A 21,259-nucleotide genomic window follows, 5' to 3' on the forward strand; every position below is an offset into this window, starting at 1 on the left:
ATATCGATCCTAATGAAATAGAAAGCATATCTATTCTGAAAGACGCAGCAGCGGCAGTATATGGTATCCGCTCTGCAAATGGTGTTGTATTGATCACCACTAAAAAAGGAAGCAAGGGACTGCCGAAAATATCTTACACCGGTTATTACAGCTGGCAACGCCCTACCCGTGTACAGAATCTGGTGACGGCTGCCCAGTACGCTGAACTGAAAGACGAATCGGCTGTCAACAGAAAGGCGCTTGGCCTCACCAATGAAGCCCCGCCCTATGGCCGTGAAGTACTGGAGAAATACAGGAAAGGAGAACCCGGGTATGAAAATACCGACTGGCGCAGACTGGCAATGAAGAACAGCGCGCCTATGTTTTCCAACAATCTCAACGTATCCGGTGGCAGCGAGCATACCACTTACTTCTTTTCTATAGGACAACTGCAACAGGAAGGTATCTGGAAGAGTGATGCTACCCGCTTCAACCGATATAACTTCCGCAGCAACCTGCAATCAAAGATTGGGAAAAGACTTACTGCAGAGCTGAATACCAGCGGCCGTATTGAACAACGTGCTTATCCTGCTGCCAGCACTGGTTATATCCTGTCTGCCATCAACCGCACAGCGCCTATGCTCCAGCCGTATGCCAACGGCAACACGGCTTATCTCAATAATACCGCCGGTTGGAATGCACTGGCCATGATGGATAAAGATGTTTCCGGTTACAGGAAGCAACAGAACAGATACGTGAATGTGATCGGAAGTCTTAACTACGATATTCCCTTCCTGGAAGGTCTCAGTGCTAAAGCGCTTTACTCTTATCAGTCGGAAAGCGTTAACTGGAAAACATGGAATAAGAAATACAATCTGTATTCCTTTGACCAGGGCGCCAACAAATACAATGTTACCTATACAGGAAATGATCCTGGTACACTCACCCTGGAAAATGCGCAGGAAGACAACCACCTGCTGAACTTCTCCCTCAATTACCGCGGAACATTTGCAAGAGATCATCACATTACAGGGCTATTGCTTTTCGAAAGAAGAGAACGGCTGCGTACAGATTTTAATACTACCCGTGAATACCAGCTGAATACACTGGATGAGTTGCTGGCGGGTACGCAGAATAATATGCGGAATGGTGGAGATCCTACAGCCAATGAGGCTTACATGGGCTATGTGGGCAGAGTTAATTACAACTATGCTGATAAATATCTCCTGGAGCTGGCGTTCAGACAGGATGGTTCCTATAAGTTCAGCAAAAGCAAGCGCTGGGGCTTCTTTCCTTCAGTATCTGCCGGTTGGGTGATCAGCAAGGAAAAGTTTTTTGTTTCTTCTATTGTCAATAACCTCAAGCTGAGGGCCTCCTGGGGCAAGCTGGGCGATGATGCCGATTTTCGTGCTTTTCAATACCTGAATGGCTTCTATTATCCTGGCTTTAATGATCCAAACAATGATCCCGGGAGCAGCCCAATCGGCTATCTGTTTGGGTCTGATGTTATATTGGGCTTTAATCCGCGTAAGCTGGCCAATCCCAACCTCACCTGGTACACTTCCTATCTCAGTAATATAGGTGTTGACGTTGGGTTGTGGGATAACAAACTGACTTTCCAGGTAGATGCCTTCTACCGCAAACGCACGGGGCTGCTCGCCCGCCGCGCACAGGCATTACCTGGAACCTTCGGTGTGGAGATCGCAGATGAAAACCTTAACGATGACAACAACCGCGGATTTGAGATCGTAATTGGACACAATAACCATATCGGTGAACTGAACTTCAATGTAAGCGGTAACTTCACTTACTCACGTGCATGTAACGGTCATATAGAGCAGGCGCCTCCCAATAATGCACAGGCCAACTGGCTCAACAACAGCTCCGACCGCTGGAAGAATATTGCCTGGGGATATAAGTCTCTCGGTCAGTTCCAGAACCAGGATGAAATCAACAAGTGGGCAGTTCAGGATGGACAGGGCAACCGCACCCTGCAGCCCGGCGATATTAAATATGCAGACCTGGATGGTGATGGCATTATCGATGACCGCGACCAGACCGTTATCGGGCGGGGCTCTATCCCTGAGATCATGTATGGCCTTAATGTAAGTGCCAGCTACAAAGGTTTTGATCTCTATGTCTTCTTCCAGGGTGCAGCCAACTATAGTTTCCAGATGGACGGGGAATTCAAATCACCATTTGTGAATGTATCCAGCACCTACCAGATACTGACTGACCGCTGGCATCACCAGGATATTTATGATCCAACCAGTCCGTGGGTACCAGGCAAGTATCCTTCCACCGTTGTGAATGGCAGTCAGAATAATAACCGCGTTTCTGATTTCTGGCTGAAAGACGCTTCTTATCTCCGTCTGAAGAATATAGTGATTGGGTATTCACTTCCTGCTGCATCGCTTCGTAGAATTGGTATCAATACACTTCGCATATACACATCCGGTCAGAACCTCTTTACCTGGGATAAGCTGAAAGTAGTAGATCCGGAAGCCAATGGAGCAGACGGAGAGAAAGTATCAGGGCGTACTACCGGCGGGTATCCACAGCAGCGCGTAGTAACAGTGGGGTTGAATGTGGTTTTTTAACAGTTTAAGATGAAGAAAATGAAAAAGAACAGAAAACTGAACAGGTACGGTATATATCGCATATGGCTATGCGTAGTAATATCGATGACGCTTACAGCACAGTGGTCATGCAACAAGGAGTTCCTCGAAAGACAGCCAACGGATTTCATCGATGTGGATGGTGCATACGGTTCGCGCGAAGGAGTGGCGGCGTTGATGGCTACACTGTACAGCTATATGTGGACGGAAGATTTCAACTACAGTATCGTAACAGAAGCTGGTTTCCTCTCGCAAGTTACGGATGAAGCGCTGCGCGCCTATCCCTGGGGCGGATCGCTGGTGGAAGGTGTGATTGAAGACGGCGCCTTTAGTGGTAGCTGGCGTTATGGCCCGGTGAGGCAGGTGAATGACTTTATTGCCAGGGTGTCTAAAGCCTCTATATCTGAGGATGAGCGCAAGGTGCGACTGGCGGAGGCCCGCTTTTTAAGAGCCTTTTACTACTTCACGATGGTGAAGGCATTCGGAGGAGTTCCTTTGTTGACCGTTGCGCAGCAGCTCAACGGCAATAACACCGATGAACTGAAGGTACCAAGAAACTCAGAGAAGGAAGTGTACGATTTCATCATCAAAGAAGTAGATGCCATCGTAGCGGATCTGCCGGAGTCTTATGGCGACAATGAGCGTTTCCGTGCTACGCGCTATGCAGCGCTTGCACTTAAATGCCGGGCGGCGTTGTACGCCGGGTCCATCGCAAAATATGGCTTCCCGCAGCTGAATGGCCTGCTGGGTTTCCCGGCTGGAGCTGCAGACGGGTACTGGCAGACAGCCTATGATGCGGCAACGCAGATCATGAATTCAGGTAACTTCGGGTTATATAACGCACTTCCTGATAAAGCCGCTAATTTCCAGCAGTTGTTCCTTACCGGCGCTGATGCTGCCAATAAGGAAGCCATCTTTGTAAAAGCATATAAATATCCGGGTCTCGGACATTCCTTCGATTTTTACAACGCGCCTTACAGCTATCGCATCGACTACGGTTGTGTAACCAATCCCACATTGGAGATGGCGGAGGAATTTGAATATACAGACGGTACGCCGGGTAAGCTGAAAGTAACGGATGCAGGAGGAAATCTGATCCGCTACGCCAATCCGCAGGACCTGTTCCGTAACAAAGATCCCCGCTTCTTTGCCACCATCATGTCGCCAATGTCTGCCTGGCAGGGCGATGTACTGGAAGTGCGCAGGGGCATTATTGATAATGGTGTAAAGAAAGGCGCTACCAATCCGGATGAAACTTATGGTAGCGGTGAAAACACCATCCGCCTGATGGGGAAGGATGGTCTGATGTCTAACAATGGTGATTATACAAAAACAGGCTTCTACCTGAAGAAATTCATGACACCTGATAAACGTGTGAACTCCGACCAGTCTGTTGTTCCCTGGATGGTTTTCCGTTACGGGGAAGTATTGCTTAACTATGCGGAAGCGGCAATGGAGTTGAACAGAACTGGTGATGCATTAAATGCGGTGAACGAGATCCGCAAAAGAGCGGGTATTGCATTACGCACAACAGTAACTATAGGTGACATACGGCACGAAAGGAGAGTAGAGCTGGCCTTTGAAAACCACCGCTGGTGGGATATGCGCCGCTGGAGGATTGCAGACCAGGTGATGGACAATACGAAGTTTCATGTGCTGTATCCCTGGTTGATGTGGAAACCCAATACGCCGTTGGCCAATATGGATTACACATTTGAAGTATCCGAAGCGCCCCGTGTTGGACGCACCTTCCCACCGAAACTGTACTATGAAATGATCCCTAAAGACCAGATCAACAGGAACAGTAACCTGGTGCAGAACCCTTTATATTGATGATCCACAAAAAAGAAGCTGATGAATCGCATACAATATCTCCTGACTATAGGCATCCTGGCAACCGCCACTGCCTGGATTGCAGGATGTAAAAAAGATAATTATAAAAGTGCCGACGCCAGGATTTACGGCACTGTAGTAGATGAAACCACTGGTCAGCCGGTACCCGCACAGGCAGTGAATGGTGCAAAGATCAGGGTTTCACAGTTAGACTACAGTAGTGCCGCACCTGTACCGCAACTATCTTCTGTGAAGCCTGACGGTACCTATGAAAATGCTGCCATATTTTCGGGCCGGTATGAAGTGAGCGCAACAGGTCCGTTTTATCCTGTGAAGCCGGCAGTAGTTACCATTTCCGGCAACCAGCAGCTGGACATAAAAGTGAAGCCGTTCCTGCTGGTAACCGCTACTGTTGGTGAGGTAACGGGTAACAGTATTACGGTGAAGTACGTTGTTAAATCAAATGCCAATGCGCAGCAGATTGCACGCGTAGCCGCAGTGGCGGGCACAACAGCAGGCGTAGATGTAAATTATTACCTGCAACGCATTGTCGTAAACACGGAGGCAATTGATAATACCACCATCGGGAATACTACATATACGGCGGTATTTACAGACCTGAAGCCCGGAACCACTTATTTTATCCGGGCGGCAGGAAGAACAGTCACTTCCGCTGACAATCCTTCCAGCCTGTTCAATTATACGCCTGTTATGGAAATAAAGACGAAATAAGTACCAGGTATACCTGAAAGAGATTCGATATAAAATAAAACGGCCTCCGTATGGAGGCCATTTGTTTATATAACGCGTCAAATGAATACTAACCAAAAACAGGCGTATGAGTATGCATACGACTGATAATGCCGGAGAGCATGCCCAGTATTACTACAAAGAACAATGACTTTACCAATATGGTGACCTGCATGAACCGGTAGGCGTTGATGTTAAAGAGTGTGAAGCCCTGTACCTTACCTGTTTTGTTGAGATATTCCAGAAACTTGTACAGATGCCGTCCCTGATAATAAACCGCGGCAGCGCACAAAAGAAAAATGCCGGCGCAAATTGTATTGATTCTCCAAAGTATCGTATCAAACGTTATACTGATAAGTACCAAACCACTGCATATTAGTAGTCCTACTGAATTAATGCAGGTTAACAGGAATAGAGTTTTACGCATGCGTTTCTGAAAAAATGAAGTGGAAACATTACCCCCCAAATATATGGATATAGAAGAAATCCAATACACACCGGCAAAAATAAGACAGCAAGTAGTCAAAATAATGGTTGTAGCCCGCATAGGCTTATTATACCTTGAGTCACAGGAGAAAATACCGCGATTTTAAATAGGAAGCAAAGGCATGTCAGCTATATGGCCGATGTGAGTTGGAGAAACAATTAATTATTTCACCCTGGGGCGTTTATACCGATAATTTCACCGTTAATTATGATTCCTGTATCAGCATCGTCAGGCTGTGATTCATTGCTGTTGAAGCAGGTGGCCGACGGAGATGAAAGTGCCTTTCGCCGGTTGTTTGATATGTATGCTGACCGGATATACGGTGTTGCATTTGCTTATACCGGGTCAAAAGAACAATCTGAAGAAATAGTACAGGATGTATTTATGAAGATATGGCTGAAGAGAGAACATCTTAGCCAGGTAGAAAATATTTCCAATTACATTTTTATCATTGCCCGTAATCTTGTAATTAATCTCTTGCATCGTCAGAAGCGTGAAAAGAATTATCTGCAACAGCTGCTGACAACTGCAGAAGAAGTACCGCAATCGCCAGAGTCGGAGTATGTACTGAAAGAATCGCGCAGACTTATCACGGATGCTATCAATCAACTTTCCCCGCAACAAAGAACGGTATATCAGCTAACCCAGATTCAGGGTATGAAGCTGGCCGAAGCGGCAGCGGAACTTGGATTGTCGAGGAATACAGCCAGGAATCACCTGGCGAGGGCCACGCAGTGTATCCGTGAGTACCTCCGGCAACACACGAGGGAGTATACTATGTTATTTGTACTTGTTTTTTTGGAACTGCTGTAATTTCCACTGGTACATTTTCTTTTTTCAATTGTCTTTATATCCGGAGAATCATATTGCTCAGTTGTAAAAAGGATTATGTTTCAGTTTCGGAATTGGATAACCGCCTTTATAGCCAGGCATTTATCAGACAGTGAACGGCAGGAGCTGAACGCTTTCCTGCGGCTAAACCGTGATACATTAAGGGATGAGATCTACAACGACCTGGAGTCAGGTGTTTTTGACGGGATGACAGATCCTGCACAAAAGCAGTTCCTGTATGAGCGTATTATGCAACGGCTGCAGCAGAAGGCAGCCAGACGTGTGGTGATGATCAGATATATCCGTATAGCGGCTACCGTATTAATACTAACCGGGAGTTTCTCCATATGGAAGTATTACCATCCCACCGTAAGCCCTGTTAACAAGCTGGCGGGGCGTGTTTCCCGGCCTGTTAAGAAGGTGATGCTTACTTTGTCGGATGGCTCTGTTGTAGCATTGGACAGTGCCCGCAACGGTATCCTTGCCAGGCAGGGTAGCGCTGTAGTACAGCAGCAGGGTAATAGCCGCCTTATTTATCATTCTTCCGGCACTACTTCAAAGGAAACATTATATAATACCATATCCACTCCTAAAGGAGTAACCTATGAGATCACACTACCGGATGGAAGTAGCGCATTGTTGAATGCCGCTTCCTCCATCCGTTTTCCTGTTGCCTTTGCGAAAGACCGCCGGATTGTTGAGATCAGCGGGGAAGTATATTTCGATGTAAAGAAAGATGCGGCTCCATTCTACGTTAAAACAGAAAATACCGACGTACTGGTACTCTCCACCCGCTTTAATGTAAACAGCTACCAGGATGAGAACAGCCTCCGGATCACATTGCTGGAAGGCGCCGTGAAAGTAATACTGCAGGAAAGTGATGTATTACTTCGCCCGGGACAACAGCTGGCAGCTGCTGCGGGAAGTAGCCGTGTGCTCAACGATGTTGACCTCGAAGAAGTGATGGCATGGAAGAACGGAAACTTTGTGTTCAACGGACAATCGTTACCGGAAATTATGCGCCAGGTGGGTCGTTGGTATGATGTAGATGTTGAGTATGAAGGTGAAATCAGTAAGCGGCATTTTACCGGTATCGTCAGCCGGAATGAAAGCCTGGAAGGAGTGCTGCAATTTATGCAGATGGCCGGTATCAGGTATAGGAAAGAAGGGCGAAGAATAATTGTAATTCATTAACAGAAATATGATCCCATGATGTTCTCCCGGATACGCCGGGAGCAGAAATTTCCATGTATGAACCATTTTATAAACCAGAATCCGCTCACACAGAGTGAGTAGTCGTAAAAAGAAAATTGCTGATGATGAAGTACACTGTTTTGGGGTTGCTCTGCATTAGTATGCAGGTCAACGCAGCCGCTATCCGGCAGAATATTACGCTATCCGGAAAGAATATACCATTCCGGAAGGTGTTGAAAGAAATCAACCGACAGACCGGATACAGATTTTTTTATGAAGATGAATTGATTAATAATGCTGCTAAGGTGACCGTCGAAATGCACAACATGCCATTACCGGAAGCCTTGAAGAATTGTTTTAAAGATCAGCCGCTGAACTATTCCATTTCCAGGAACACGATTGTGCTTACGGCTGCTGGAAATGTGGATGCGAATGCTGTTTCAGGGAATGCTGTATTGCCGATAGAAGTGAAGGGAATAGTGGTGGGGGAAGATGGAATGCCGCTTCCGGGTGCAACACTGAAGATCAAGGGCACCACTCAGGGAGTAACTACCGATGCCAAAGGGCGCTTTTCTATTCAGGTACCGCGTACAGGCACGGTGTTGGTTGTGTCTTTCATCGGGTATGAATCCACTCAGGTGACAGTGACGTCCGACGGGCCGCTGCAGGTGACACTGAAAAGAGCTGACTCCAAAGTGGAAGAAGTTGTGGTAGTGGCGCATGGAAAGCAAAGGAAGACAGAAGTGGTAGGTGCAGTAACTTCTATCAAACCTGCTGAACTGAAGATTCCTTCCAGTAACCTCACCAATGCGTTGGCCGGAAGGCTGGCGGGTATTATTGCCTTTCAGCGGAGTGGGGAGCCTGGTTTTGATAATGCCGACTTTTTTGTACGGGGTGTAACTACTTTCGGTTACAGAAAATCTCCGCTTATTCTGATCGACAACGTGGAAGCCAATACCACAGATCTGGCACGATTGCAGGTAGACGATATTGCGAGTTTCTCTATCATGAAAGATGCTACTGCTACCGCATTGTATGGCTCCAAGGGTGCTAATGGCGTTATATTGATCACTACCAAGGAAGGTAAGGAAAGCAGCGCCACCGTATCATTCAGGGCAGAGAGTTCCCTGTCGAGCTCTACCCGGAACGTACAGCTTGCAGACCCCATTACCTATATGGAGCTTGCCAATGAAGCGGTGCTTACACGCAATCCGCTTGGTGGGGTATTATATTCAAAGGAGAAGATTGAAAACACCAGAAATGGCGTCAATCCTATTGTATATCCAACTACCAACTGGCAGAAGATGCTGCTGCGTAATTCGGCCGTTAATCAACGCTATAACATGTCAGTGAGCGGTGGCGGAAATATAGCTCGGTATTATGTTTCAGGGGCTATGAACCTGGATAACGGTATCCTTAAAATAGACCGGAAATCCAATTTTAACAGTAATTCCAAACTGAAATCCTATTCCATCAGGAGCAATGTAAATGTGAAGCTCACGCCGTCAACGGAAATGATTGTGCGTCTCTCCGGCAGCTTTGATGATTATATGGGGCCGATAAAAGGAGGTAAAGACATCTATGAACAGATCATGCAATCCAACCCCGTGATGTTTCCTGCGTATTATGAGCCAACGGAAGAAACAAAGTACGTGAAGCATATCATGTTTGGTAATGCTTCAGATGGCAGGTACAATAATCCTTATGCGGATTTGCAGAAGGGATACAAACAATTCAACAGATCGGCTATCAATGCACAGCTGGCGCTTAACCAGAAGTTGTCGTTTATTACAGAGGGGTTGTCGGCACGCGGGTTGATCAATATTCAGCGCAACTCGTTTTTCTCGCTTACGAGGGAGTATAGTCCCTTCTTCTATGTGGCCTATAATTATGATTACGCAAGCAAAGGATATTCGCTTATGCCTATCAACCAGGAAGCTGGCCAGTCGCAGGCGCCTCCAGGCACAGAGTATCTGAATTATAATGAAGGAAGTGATAAAACAGTGGCTTCTGATTTCTATAGTGAGCTGGCACTGGACTACCGCAGAACCTTCAAAAAGGTGCATAGCCTGAGTGGAACCCTGGTGGGCGTGGCGAAGAACAGTCTTACAGGTAATGCTGGTAGTTTGCAGACTTCCCTGCCTTTCCGGAATGTGGGGCTTTCCGGCAGGGTTACATACCTCTATGATAACAGGTATGCTGCCGAGTTCAACTTCGGTTACAATGGTTCTGAGAGATTTTATAAAACACATCGTTTCGGCTTCTTTCCGTCAGCGGGTATTGCCTACACAGTATCTAATGAGAAGTACTGGGACAATATAAAGCAGGTGGTCACCAAACTTAAACTGAGGGCCACTTATGGTCTGGTGGGTAATGATGCTATAGGTAGCCCTACCGAGCGGTTCTTCTACTTGTCAAATGTAGATATGAACAGCGGTACAAAGGCAATGCGTTTTGGTACATTGAAAGATTATAGTCTGTCAGGTATTGATATTTCACGTTACGCCAATAATGATATTACCTGGGAGAAAGCTGCGAAAACGAATATCGGTTTTGAAGCTTCGTTGTTCGACCGGCTGAATATTGAAGTGGATGCATACAACGAACAGCGGTCAAACATCCTCATGGAACGGGCTTCCATCCCTACCACAATGGGACTGTCGGCACCTTTGAGCGCCAATGTGGGCAGAGCTTCCGCCCACGGAATAGATGTGGCACTGGATTATTCACATCAGATAACCAGTAAGTGGTGGGCAAAGGCTATGGGTAACTTCACCTACGCTACCAGCCGGTTCGATGTATATGAAGAGCCGCAGTATCCTGAACTCAATAAATCACACGTAGGGCATTCTCTTTCACAGCAATGGGGCTACATAGCCGAAAGGCTCTTTGTAGATGACCTCGATGCAAAAAATGCACCCAGGCAGAACTTCGGCATGTATGGCGGAGGAGATATCAAATACCGTGATGTAAACGGCGACGGAAAGATCAGTGAACTGGATCTCTGTCCGATAGGTTATCCTACTACTCCTGAAATCGTATATGGGTTCGGGTTATCATCCGGATACGGGCGCTTTGATTTTTCCATCTTCTTCCAGGGCCTGGCGCGGGAGTCATTCTGGATTGATGCAAAAACTACCGCTCCGTTCATTGGCGATCAGCGGCAGATGCTGAAAGTATGGGCAGACAACCACTGGAGTGAAGACAATCAGAATATTTATGCATTGTGGCCCAGGCTCAGCACCAGTCCCGTTGACAACAACAACCAGACAAGCACCTGGTTTATGAGGAACGGCGCCCTGCTGCGCATCAAATCAATGGAAATAGGATTCACCCTGCCTGCAAGGATAATGAAGAGAATGCATCTGACAAACGCAAGATGCTATGTAAATGGTACCAATCTCTTTACGTTCAGCAAGTTTAACCTGTGGGATGTGGAAATGGGGGGTAATGGGCTGGGATACCCTATTCAACGGGTGTTTAATGTCGGTATAAACTGTTCTTTCAAATAATTTTTTTTGGAAAGAACGATTCATAAATAATCAGAAAGAAATAATATGAGAATCTTCAAAATAATATTGACAGCATTCTTCATCATATGTGGAATCGCCTGTAATAAATTCCTCGATATCATCCCTGATAACGTTGCTACATTGGAGCAGGCATTTCAGCTGAGGGCGACGGCGAAAAAATACCTGTTCACCTGTTATTCCTATCTGCCCCGGCTGGGTAGCGTATCAGAGAACTATACATTCCTGGGCTCCAGGGAAATTGCTACGCCTTATCCGGGTTCTCAGGCTCCGGGTATTCCAAACGGTATTATGGAGTTGTGCTATGACTATCAGAATGTAGTGACCCCGATTGCCAATTACTGGGATGGCCTGAACGGAGGGAAACCTATGTTTGAGGCCATACGTACATGTAACATATTCCTGGAGAATATCGGGAAAGTACCGGATATAACAGAAGCGGAAAGAAAGAGATGGATAGCGGAAGTAAAAGTGCTGAAAGCATATTATCATTTTCTGCTGGTGCGCATGTATGGACCTGTTCCTATCCTCCGGAAGAACCTGCCGGTGGCTTCTGACGTAGAAGCGGTGAAGGTGAAGCGTGAGCCGGTGGACGATGCGGTGGCATATATTGCGCAGCTTACAGATGAGGCGCTGAATGATCTGCCGTTGACCATCATGAATCAGCGTGAGGAGCTGGGACGCATCACGCAGCCTGTAGCGCTGGCTGTAAAAGCCTATGCGCTGGTGTTGGGAGCAAGTCCGCTCTTCAATGGTAACAGTGATTATACGGCATTAAAGAACAAAGATGGTCAGGCGCTGGTGAATACGAACTATGACCAGGCTAAGTGGCAGAAGGCCGCAGAGGCCTGTAACCAGGCTATTACGGTGGCTGCTCAGGCTGGATTCAAGCTGTATTATTTTGAGCCTCCCTTTGATCTTAAATCTATTGGCGATACCACGAGGAAATGTCTTGATATCAGGTGTGCCCTCACGGAAGAATGGAACCAGGAGAATATCTGGACATTCCCGCACTCCAATACTGGAGAGTTGCAGCGTGAATGCGCACCGCGCAACGATGTGTATTCCTATACCTATTCCCTTTGGGCGGCTAACCTGAAAGCCTGTGAAATATTCTACACGAAGAATGGTGTACCCATTGAAGAGGATATGACGTGGGATTATGCCAACAGGTATGCTAAATTGAGAACAATACCGGACTCGCTCCGGAGCATATTGAAGCCCAATTATACGACCTCTTCATTCAATATGGACAGGGAATACCGGTTCTATGCAGATCTGGCGTTTGATGGTTCTTCTTTCTTTATGAAGCAGCGTCCTGCTGAAGATAACCTGCTTTACATTAATACCATGTGGGGGTCTTCTTCTGCGAACTCGCTTTCCCGTTATTCCTTTACCGGGTACTGGCCCAAGAAGCTGGTAAGCTGGAAAACATCCGGCGACGGCGGTTCTTATACTGCTGATGCCTACGTATGGCCGGCTATTCGTTTGAGCGGGCTGTATCTCATGTATGCGGAAGCGTTGAATGAATCAGAAGGGCCATCCGGAAAAGCAATACAGTATGTTGATGAGGTACGCCGCCGCGCTGGTCTTAACGGTGTGGTGCAATCCTGGGCAGCCTATTCCAGGAATGCCAATAAACCGTCGTCACGGGAAGGGCTCAGGAGTATTATCCAGCAGGAAACGATGATAGAATTTATGTTTGAAGGCGAGAACTACTGGAATATGCGGCGCTGGAAGAGACTTGATCTGATGAACCGGCCGGTTACCGGATGGGATGTGTCACAAAGCACACCTGCTACCTTCTACCGCCTGAAGACCATCTATCAACCACACAATACCTACCGCGATTACCTGACGCCGATCAGGGAATATGACCTGTTCGTAAATCCCAACCTGGTACAGAACCCATTATGGTAACAGGCCGTTTTAAATCAACCAAAAATCTTTCAAATGAAAAGACAGTTATTCTCTAAAATAATACTGATGGCTGTTATTGCAGCCAGCGCGTTTATTGCCTGTCAGAAACAAACAGGTACGAATCTCGAACCGATATATAAGAGCGACAAGAAACCACCTGTTGTTACCAACGTGCGCGTTAATAATTTCCCGGGAGGCGCTTTCATTATCTACGATATACCTGCTGATCCTGAAATCCTCTATGTGCAGGCGGATTATATGATTAACAGTAAGTCGTCGCAGCAGGTGAAGGCCTCTTATTACACGGACACCATCAAGGTGGTGGGCTTCGAAAAGGCGGGAGCGTATAAAGTGGCCTTGTCTACCGTTAGCAGGAGTGAAGTTAAATCTGATCCGGTAGAAGTGGCTGTGAACCCGCTTACACCACCTTATCTGACAGTGAAATCTACGCTGCAGATAGTAGCGGATTTCGGGGGCGCCAACTTTCAGTTTAAAAATGAAACAGAGTCGGAGATAGCGGTGGTGACGCTGGTAGATACCGTGGGAAAAGCAGAGAGCGTGTATACAAAATATACAAAGGACTCAGTGGGCAATTTTTCCGTCAGGGGATTCAGCGCGAAGGAACGGAAGTTTGGCGCTTATGTGAGGGACCGCTGGGGAAACACCTCAGATACCATCTGGGGCAAGGTTACTTCCATGAGCGAAGTGGAGCTGGACAGAACAAAGATCAGCGGACTGACGTTGCCGGGAGATCAGGTACCCTGCTGTGGTTCCAGTTTGGCCACACCGCTTACAAACCCTTATAAAGCCGGAGACCGGGCTTTTTATGGTGTCAGTGACCGTAATAAGGATTCCGTACCAGCCCGTATTACGTATGATTTTGGGCGGCCAGTGATGCTGAGCCGCTTCCGTTACTGGATGCGGGCGAATGGCGGCGCGGAATTCAAAAACGGCACGCTGCGGTTCTTCAAAATATACGGAAGCATGAATCCTAATCCCAACGGAGCACTCGACGGCACATGGACACAACTGGGAGGAGTATACGAATTAGTGAAGCCATCGGGGCTTCCCTATGGCCAGAAGAACAGCGCTGATGATGAGGTGATAAATAACGGGGCCGAATTTACATTCCCGTTGCCGGCAGTGCAGCTTCGTTATTTCCGCCTTGTGATCCTCCAGACCTTTTCTGGCAGCAACAGTGTGGAGATAGCATCCCTCAAATTTATGGGAGATTATAAATAATTATTTCAGCGGCAATCAAAAGAGAACTATGAAGAAAGCAATATACGTTTTACTGCTGGTGGCTTCCTGTCTGGGCGCCTGCACAAAAATGGATCATGAATATGTGCCTTACCTGGCCAGCGGGGAGACATTTTATACCGGCGTGCCGTATGCGTTGGAAACGCATCCCGGGAGAGGCCGGCTGGAAGTACAGTTCACGCAGTCAAAGGACCCTAATGTTACCCGGTATGTTATTTCCTGGAACAACGGTAAAGATCACCTGGACGTTAAGCCGGCTGCAGAGACGAAGCAGAAGGTAGTTATACCCGGCCTTGCAGAGGGAGACTATACATTTGAAGTGACAGCCTATGACAAAGCAGGGAATGCATCTACTCCAAAGTCGGCAGTTATCGGTGGGACAAGCCTGGGGAGCACTTACGAAAGTGGGCTGGTTGTCCGGAAGGTGTCGGTGTATAACAGTATGGCAGGAATCCTGTTGGATTTTGCGTCAGTAGATACCTTGTGTAAGTATACGATTGTCACCTATACCACCGTATCAGGAACAACTGACAGTATGAAATATACAAAAGGGGATGCTTTCCTGGATACCTTGAAAAATGCATCCGGAGCACTCTCCTATATTCAGCTGAAAACAGCATATGTACCGCAGGCTGGTATTGATACATTTTATGCAACACAGAGTCAGCCGGTTAATGTGGCTGCCGGAAAATATGTATGTACCGGAACGATGAAAGATTATACCAGCACATCTATTACCGGCCCTTATCCATGGAATATTACCCTTCGTTTTGTTACTGCCTTGCAGCTGGAACTAGTGGATAATGATTATTCAAATGATGTCTATCATAAGATACTCAGTGCTGGCAGTAATTCCTATTACGGAACATTTGGTGTTGTTTTTAATATGGATAAAGATTATAACGTTGTAAGCGTGGTCAATAAGTATGGTCAGCCTTCGTCCGGCGGAAGGTCCGGGGAGCTGGACCCGTCAGGTGTCAACAAGTTTGATCCGCAGACGCGTACACTGAAAGTAAAGTATTGGATGAATCAGCCCGGAGCAACGCACCGGACTTCGTTTGACGAGACGTTTACGATGAAATAGTTACTGGTTCTATTATCAATATTTATTCCTGAACGGCTGCCTCTATACAGAGGCGGCCTGCTTTCTCCCAGGGGCGGTATACCTGTGATACGGCGCTGATCTGTATGGTAACGTAGGAGGAAAGGTGGACTTAATGCGGATATGTGCTGGCGGTGAATTGTTGCAGTGAGATTGGGAGGAAGAGGGTAGAAAGCTCCGGGGATACTAATGCAAAGGCAAGCCGCTGGCTGTACCTGCGGACAGGACGTGAGTGTATGTGATTGGCTGTAATTACGTTTGTTAACCAGTATACAATTGTCAGGCATTGGATAGTTTATTCCCGTTGAATACGGGGGCGAAGAAGCTGCGGAGCTGCGGCGACTGCTGTATTTTCCGACGGCAGATTTAACCGGAGACGCTTCGGGTAGATCCGTTTGTGTGGGGTTGGGTGAAGGGGTTGCGGTGGTTGTACTGCAATAATATCAGCGGCGAAGTATTTTCTGTTGCCGGAAGGAATATGATCCTGCAGGCCTCTTACTTGCAGCACTACTATCAATGTTCCAGTACCAGGTATATCCACATCGCATGCTGCCCCTTTAAAGGGCTCTCCGGTTTTTGCGAAGAGCACGGCGCTTTCAGTGGCTACTACCTGGCCTGTCGCGAAATGAATACGGGAGGCAACCACTTTTATTTCCAGCATGCTGATGCCTTTATGTGCGGGCAACGTCTGTGGTGGAATGTGCAGGACGCCGTTTCGGGAAAGCCTGGGCGTGAGTGGGAGCAGGCTGTCTGTTCCCGTATAGCGGTTGAACCGGAAGTTGGTTATGCTGCTGGTGTCATTGCCGGCGGAGGGAATGAGTGCGCTGGTCAGCCGGTTGATGTGCCCGCCGTCGCAGGTAACATCCAGTTTGCCGGAGAAGGCGTTGCGGATGAGCGCCCCTCTTTTGCTGGCCATGCCAAATCGTTGTGCGGCTTTGCGGGTGGCTGCCGTCTGCCGGACGATGGCGGGCATACTGCGCAGGCAGTGCGTGCCATTGCGCCTGTAGCCGATCAGGTTACCCAGCCGGCCTGTAAAGGTGATGATAGAAAGTTGTTTTGCCATGACAAATCATATTTGGTTATACTTAAAGATAACATTATCTGTTGAGGTGATTTCATGATAACATTGAAGATTATTCAATACCAGTACCTGGCGACATTGAGAATATTCAGGGGAAAGCTACCAGCATCAGATAGTTATTAAAGTTGATTGAACCAGGATTAGAAAATTTTGAAAACGTGCACCGGTGAATGTCTTCCATGCTGCACCTGGGCAAATAAACCATCAGTATTTGACAGATTATTGCTACCTATTAGGGCTGTTATGGTGGTAATTTTGAGGACATAGTTTTTGGATGCATATTATCAGATAGTACTTAAATTTTTTCTTTAATGAATGTAAAGGGCTTCAGACAAATTACGATACTGTTTTTATTACTGTTATGTACAGCAGGGCTTTGCGCGCAATCGATCACTTTGCAGACAAAGTACGCTGTTGTGACGATAGATCATAAAGGATTTATTACTTCTGTCAGGAACAAAAAGAATAACCAGGAGTATTGCCCGAAAGGTCTTACATCAGCGCTGATGAGCCTTCATGCCGGCAAGCAGTACATATTGCCTGAACAGGCGGTATATACAAAGCAGAAGGGTGAAATAGCTCTCACCTACAGCAATGGATCAGCAGCCATCATCCGCGTTGATCAGAAACCGGAATACCTGAAATTCAAACTGCTGTCTCTTACCAACCGGGATAAGATAGATAACATCATATGGGGTCCGTATAAAACAACGATCTCTGCTATGATCGGGGATGTGATTGGCGTGGTGCGGAATAAGGAATTTGCCTTCGGCCTGCTGGGGCTTGATGATAATACCACCGGTGGTCCTCCGGCTGAGGGGGATATGCCTCCCATGTATTACTTCATCCATTCTCCTGATCCGGTAAAATATCCGCTGCCGGCCCATCTGAAAGAAGGACAGGTCTTTGGTATCGGTGGCGACGGTTCGAGTGATGTTGCCTTTTATTCAAAGCCGGAGGAGTATTTCCGGATGAATTACGGTAATGGGGCGAAGCTGGAGCCTGCATATGGCGCTACGATCTGCGTGCATTCCAGGAACAGGAGGAAGGAACAGATGATCCACTTCCCGGATTATCCGGAAGGTATCGACGGCAGGGCCAATTCCAGCAGGTATCAGCTGGTTACTGCTACTGACGCGGACTTTATGGGTTCATCGGTGGCGTTGTATGCTTGTCCTGATTCATTGGGATTGAACACTATCGAGAAAATAGTGCTGGCAGAAGGACTGCCGCATCCGACGATTGATGGTAAATGGGTTAAAGATCCGGCGGCTTACCGCCCGGACATTGCCTGGAGAGGTTCTCACGACAGTCTGGCGGCGTATTCAACACGACTTCATATCAAAGGCATACAGGATGAAGGCTGGGGTGAGTATTATCCCAATCCGGCTAACCGCTGGAAGAATAAGAAGATCAGTTTTACCGGCAGGGAGGGTATGAGCATTCCGGCATTCGGTGCGCTCATGCAACAACAGGGCATCCGTTACGGGTTGCATACCCTCTGCGAATTCCTGCAGCCCAATGATAACAGTGATGTGTCGCCTATACCCAGCGACAGCCTGGCTATCGCGCAGCGCACGACTATTACAAAAGATCTTTCTCCGGAAGATACCATCATTACGGTAGCGGATACTGCTTATTTCAATGAATTCGGCGGCTGGGAGGGTACTCAGACCAACGTGCTGAAAATAGGTAAGGAACTGATTGAATATAATGGCGTCACCCGCACGCCTCCCTATACATTTCTACATTTGAAAAGAGGCGCTTATCATACCACGCGCGGAAGTTATAAAGCCGGTACTACCCTTGTGAAGCTGGAGCCCAACTGCTATCGTGGGTTTGCGCCTGATATGAATCTGCAGGATGTTTATGCGAACTATTACGGCAAGTGGCTGACAGAAGGCGGCATGGACTATATCGACTTTGACGGACTGGAAAGCTGTATGTACCAGGGACACGGACAGTATTCGTTCAAACGCTTCTTCCGCGGACTGTTTGACAGCTACTACCGCAACGGCGGCAAGTATCTCCGTGTGATGGGCAGCGCTGTAGGGGAAGGCAGCTGGCATTATATGAGCGTTTGTAATGTGGGCGGCGGTGATCATATGTTCAGCCCCGTAAAGAACAAATGGGGGATTGAAGGAAAAGACATGCGTTACGTTTTTGAAAGCAGCTATTTCCCTGCCACATTCGGGATACAATGGTACAAGGAAGACTGGAGCCTCTATGATGCAGAAAATCTCGAAGCGAAGTCTATCGGCTGGAATGCCACTTATATGCTGGGTTTGAGTCAGCAAACTGTGGAGGCCAGCGGAGAAAAGGAGGCGATCTTCACCGCTATCCGCGCCTGGGAAGAAGCGCGCATGGCCAATAAGTTCAATAATGAGCTGAAGGAAAAGCTCAAGGAGCTTAACTATAAATTTCACCTGGAGAAAGCGGGAGCCAATGCTTTTCTGCTGTATCCGGTGAAGGAAAACAGGTTCTCCGATCAGGTTTTCAGCACAACGGGAACTACTGTGCAGCTGCAGAATGAATTTAAGGAGCAGGCACTCGGGTTCTCCATTAAAGTCAGCGGACCTAACGATGCGCGTGTGGAAGGTGTGATGATCAGGCTGGCAGATAATACCGTGCTTACTATTGACAAGACTATTTATGTGGGCCAACACATTATTTACAAAAACGGGAAACTCTTTGTGGCTGACAAGGGCCGAAAACCATTAGAGCAGATTCCTGTTAAGGATAATTTACGGATCTCAAAGGGCCAGAGCGCCATGGTTGTTACTGCGCTGCACGCTGTGGGTAGTGATAAGACCAGGTTTGAACTGGTGGCGCCTGTGACAGGGGAGCCTGTGAGATTCTGATGATCGTTAATGTGATAGTTGACGTTAAGCCAGGTTCTTCTTCCTGAAAAGTGGGGGAGCCTGGCTATTTTTTAGTCCGGGAATTTTAAGGGCAAAAAAAGCATCTGTTTTTGATAAGATGACAGCAGGGTACCCTTTTGAATTGGGCTACCTTTATGCTGTGGTGATTTTCCAAAAAAACTGAACAGTGAACAATGGTGTTTCTGCAAATGAAACATTGATATATTATAGCAACATAAGCATAACATCAGATGGGGCTAATCATGGCCCCATGTTTTCGATTGTCACCGGGGACACCGATGGTGTTTTACCGGAATTGTTTTATTGATGGTGCAGGACGAAATAAAAATGAAGATAATATCTCTATCCATGTGTTGCCTGCTGATTGTCATGCAACATATTGCGTCTGCACAGCAGCCGTCTGCCTCTTTCTGTAATCCGCTTAATCTTAATTACCGTTTTGCATATGGCAAAGATGCCTACAGGGAAGCGGCTGATCCTGTTGTACATCTGTTTAAGGGAAGGTATTATTTGTATGCCTCTAAATCGGGTGGTTACTGGTATGCAGACGATCTGCTTCACTGGACATACCGCAAGTCACCGACACTTCCTGTAGAAGACTATGCACCTGCGGTAGAAGCGATCCATGACACTGTTTTCTTTATCGCTTCCAACGGTAAACCGAAGGTATATTATAACTGTCATCCGCAGGAGGATAACTGGAAAGTGTATAATGCACACTTTCCTATCGGCATGACAGATCCTGACATCTTCAGGGATGATGACGGACGTATATATTTTTATTATGGCTGCTCTGCTACCAATCCCATTATGGGTATTGAGCTGGACCCTGCCCGAAGGCTGGATTCCATTGGTAAGCCGGTGGCGCTTATTGAACACCGGTTCCGTGAGCATGGTTGGGAGGAACACGGAGAGCATAATAACAATGGCCGGGCGGGATGGAACGAGGGCAGCTGGATGACTAAGCACAATGGACGTTACTACCTGCAATATGCAGCGCCTGGTACGGAGTTCAAAGGATATGCAGACGGCGTATATGTATCCGACAGACCATTGGGTCCATTCATGTATATGGAAAACAGTCCATTCAGTTATAAGCCGGGTGGCTTTATCAATGGCGCCGGGCACGGCAGCACCTTTCAGGATAAATATGGGAATTACTGGCATGTGGCCACGATGACCATCTCTGTGCGTCATATGTTTGAGCGCCGCATCGGGTTATTTCCGGCATTCTTCGACAAAAAGGGGTATTTGCATACCCTTACTGCCTTCGGTGATTATCCCATGCAGCTGCCTGACAGGAAGATGGACTTCAGCAAAACATCACTGTTTACCGGATGGATGTTATTGTCTTACAATAAAACGGTGCAGGCGTCTTCTTCACTCTCCGGGCATGTACCGGAGCTATCGGCAGATGAAGATGCGCGCACCTGGTGGAGCGCTGCTACCGGAAATGCCGGTGAGTGGTTGCAGACGGATCTTGGGAAGATCTCTTCTGTATATGCGTTGCAGGTCAACTTCGCAGACCAGGACGCACACCTGGATGCTACGTCCACTGTGCGCACTTACCAATACAAAGTGGAGTCTTCCCCAGACGGTATCCACTGGAAAACAATCATCAACAAAACTGATAATACAACGGATGTTACACATGATTATACCAGGTTAGCAAAGCCTGTATCGGCCCGCTTTATACGATTGGTCAATCAACAGGTACCTGATGGCCGTTTTTCTGTTTCGGATCTGAGGGTATTTGGGAAAGCACCGGGTACACTACCGGCGGTAGTGAATC

At 47.4% G+C, this 21,259-nt stretch carries 13 protein-coding genes; 11 read left to right on the forward strand and 2 right to left on the reverse strand.

The genetic code is table 11. The features are described from left to right. The 3 genes from VM802_RS08255 to VM802_RS08265 form a co-directional block, all read left to right on the forward strand. A partial coding sequence (locus tag VM802_RS08255) for a SusC/RagA family TonB-linked outer membrane protein (protein ID WP_325529355.1) occupies positions 1–2,579 on the forward strand: 2,579 nt, incomplete at its 5' end. 18 nt (positions 2,580–2,597) lie between these two features. After that, positions 2,598–4,430 (forward strand): RagB/SusD family nutrient uptake outer membrane protein, encoded by a 1,833-nt coding sequence (locus VM802_RS08260; RefSeq protein WP_325529356.1) that lies wholly within the window; start codon positions 2,598–2,600, stop codon positions 4,428–4,430. 21 nt (positions 4,431–4,451) lie between these two features. Next, positions 4,452–5,162, forward strand: coding sequence for a DUF3823 domain-containing protein (locus VM802_RS08265; RefSeq protein WP_325529357.1), 711 nt, complete (start codon positions 4,452–4,454; stop codon positions 5,160–5,162). A gap of 88 nt (positions 5,163–5,250) precedes the next feature. Here the strand turns inward: VM802_RS08265 and VM802_RS08270 are convergent, their stop codons facing one another. Continuing rightward, complete coding sequence (locus VM802_RS08270) at positions 5,251–5,544, reverse strand: hypothetical protein (protein ID WP_325529358.1); 294 nt, start codon at positions 5,542–5,544, stop codon at positions 5,251–5,253. Positions 5,545–5,874: 330 nt separating this feature from the next. Here VM802_RS08270 and VM802_RS08275 point away from each other — a divergent pair, with 330 nt between their 5' ends. From VM802_RS08275 to VM802_RS08300, 6 genes are all read left to right on the forward strand, one after another. Beyond that, the gene (locus tag VM802_RS08275) at positions 5,875–6,480 is read left to right on the forward strand and encodes an RNA polymerase sigma factor (RefSeq protein WP_325529359.1); all 606 of its coding nucleotides are present in this window, start codon (positions 5,875–5,877) and stop codon (positions 6,478–6,480) included. Between the two features lie 75 nt (positions 6,481–6,555). Beyond that, positions 6,556–7,692, forward strand: coding sequence for a FecR family protein (locus VM802_RS08280; protein ID WP_325529360.1), 1,137 nt, complete (start codon positions 6,556–6,558; stop codon positions 7,690–7,692). A 122-nt stretch (positions 7,693–7,814) separates the two neighbouring features. Next, positions 7,815–11,204: a TonB-dependent receptor gene (locus VM802_RS08285; protein WP_325529361.1), complete on the forward strand. Its 3,390-nt coding sequence runs from the start codon at positions 7,815–7,817 to the stop codon at positions 11,202–11,204. A 45-nt stretch (positions 11,205–11,249) separates the two neighbouring features. After that, positions 11,250–13,142 carry a RagB/SusD family nutrient uptake outer membrane protein gene (locus VM802_RS08290; RefSeq protein WP_325529362.1) on the forward strand — a complete coding sequence of 631 codons (1,893 nt, stop codon included), beginning with the start codon at positions 11,250–11,252 and terminating at the stop codon, positions 13,140–13,142. Positions 13,143–13,175: 33 nt separating this feature from the next. Next, positions 13,176–14,384 carry a DUF4959 domain-containing protein gene (locus tag VM802_RS08295; RefSeq protein WP_325529363.1) on the forward strand — a complete coding sequence of 403 codons (1,209 nt, stop codon included), beginning with the start codon at positions 13,176–13,178 and terminating at the stop codon, positions 14,382–14,384. Between the two features lie 28 nt (positions 14,385–14,412). Then, on the forward strand, positions 14,413–15,486 hold the full coding sequence (locus VM802_RS08300) for a DUF4998 domain-containing protein (protein ID WP_325529364.1): 1,074 nt from the start codon (positions 14,413–14,415) through the stop codon (positions 15,484–15,486). Positions 15,487–15,799: 313 nt separating this feature from the next. Here the strand turns inward: VM802_RS08300 and VM802_RS08305 are convergent, their stop codons facing one another. After that, positions 15,800–16,567, reverse strand: a complete 768-nt coding sequence (locus tag VM802_RS08305; protein ID WP_325529365.1) for a hypothetical protein — start codon at positions 16,565–16,567, stop codon at positions 15,800–15,802. A 329-nt stretch (positions 16,568–16,896) separates the two neighbouring features. Between VM802_RS08305 and VM802_RS08310 the strand changes: the two genes are divergently transcribed. Both VM802_RS08310 and VM802_RS08315 read left to right on the forward strand, forming a co-directional pair. Beyond that, positions 16,897–19,446 (forward strand): hypothetical protein, encoded by a 2,550-nt coding sequence (locus VM802_RS08310; protein ID WP_325529366.1) that lies wholly within the window; start codon positions 16,897–16,899, stop codon positions 19,444–19,446. A 348-nt stretch (positions 19,447–19,794) separates the two neighbouring features. Then, positions 19,795–21,259 (forward strand): family 43 glycosylhydrolase (locus VM802_RS08315; protein ID WP_325529367.1); only part of this gene is annotated, 1,465 nt, incomplete at its 3' end.

The sequence above is a fragment of the Chitinophaga sp. genome, assembly GCF_035538455.1.
In the GTDB taxonomy this organism is placed as follows: Bacteria; Bacteroidota; Bacteroidia; order Chitinophagales; family Chitinophagaceae; genus Chitinophaga.